Genomic DNA, 1,338 nt, shown 5'->3' with positions numbered 1-1,338 from the left:
AACGCCAACCAGAGCGACAACAAGGCAATCGGCAAGGTGGTCATCTCCGACACTGAACGCTTCGCCGGCTACCACAACGAAAAGCACCTGGACAACGGAAGCGAAGTCAAGCAAGTAGCCTCGAACGTCGGCAGCTTGAAGGGCGACGTGGTGCTGAGCGCCGGCGAGAAATACACGCAGACCTCCAGCAACGTGACGGCAGGGAACGATGTCAGCATTACCGCTAAATCGATCGATATCACCGCGCTGCAAAACACTGGCAGCCACCAGGAATCGAACAGCGACCTGAAGATCGGCGCCTTCGCACGCATCAGCTCACCATTGATCGACCTGGTCAACAACGTGGAAGCAGCCCGTAAATCCGACGGCCGCCTGAAAGCCATGCAAGGCATGGCGGCTGCCGCCAACGGCTACCAGGCCGCCAGCGCAATCAGCAGCATGACTGGTGGCCCGGGCAGCGGCATCCTGGTCAAGGGCGAAGCCGGCATCGGCTTTGCCAGCAGCAGCAATTCCAGCAATGGCAACGACAGCACCGCGCAGGGCAGCACCATCAACGGCGGCCGCAACGTCACCCTGACGGCCACCGGTGGCGACATCCACGCCACCGGAGCTGCGCTCAATGCCGGCAAGACCCTAAGCCTGGACGCAGCACAAAACATCGTGCTGGATGCCAGCCAGAGCACGCTGCATAGCGACGGCAAGAACAAGAGTGCCGGTGTTGAGGCCGGTGTTGGCTTCCAAGTCGGCGCACAGACCGGCGTGTACATCTACGCCGCCGCCAACGTAGGCAAAGGCCACAACGAGAACGACAGCACGATCAACAACAACACCCAGCTCAAAGCCGACACGATCAATATCAGCAGCAAAGGCGACACCACGCTGAAAGGCGCGACGGCAACCGCCAACACGATCAACACCGACGTTGGCGGCAAACTTGCCATCGAAAGCCTGCAGGACACCAGCGAGTTCGAAAGCGTACAGACCAATGCAGGGGTACGCGTGCAGGTCGCTATTGGCAACGCGTGGAGTGCCTCAGGCAACATCTCGCAGCAGAAGGGCAGTGGCACCTACGCTGGCGTTGGACAGCAATCGGGCCTGTTCGCAGGCGACGGCGGTTACCACGTGAAAGCCGACACCATCGACCTGAAAGGCGGTGCCATCGCCAGTACCAATGCTGCCGCGTCCGAGCTGACGACCAACAAGCTGACCACGTCCGACATCGAAAACAAGATGAAGTACTCTATAGTGGCCCCCGAAATTGAGACGGTGGTTTAAGCTGTCGTCCGCGAAAGGATGATAGCAAATGAGTGAAGGCAAAAAACGCAGGGTGCATACGGC

At 59.6% G+C, this 1,338-nt stretch carries 1 protein-coding gene; it reads left to right on the top strand.

The window, feature by feature from the left end; genetic code table 11:
• On the top strand, positions 1-1,275 hold a 1,275-nt coding region (locus tag ASD58_RS22960), incomplete at its 5' end, for a hemagglutinin repeat-containing protein (RefSeq protein ID WP_200951668.1).
• Positions 1,276-1,338: the final 63 nt, after the last annotated feature.

Origin of the sequence: Duganella sp. Root1480D1 (genome assembly GCF_001427305.1) — a bacterium.
Taxonomy (GTDB): domain Bacteria; phylum Pseudomonadota; class Gammaproteobacteria; order Burkholderiales; family Burkholderiaceae_D; genus Rugamonas.
Note: the sequence above shows the minus strand (reverse complement) of the source record. Positions and strands in the feature narration are given on the sequence as shown.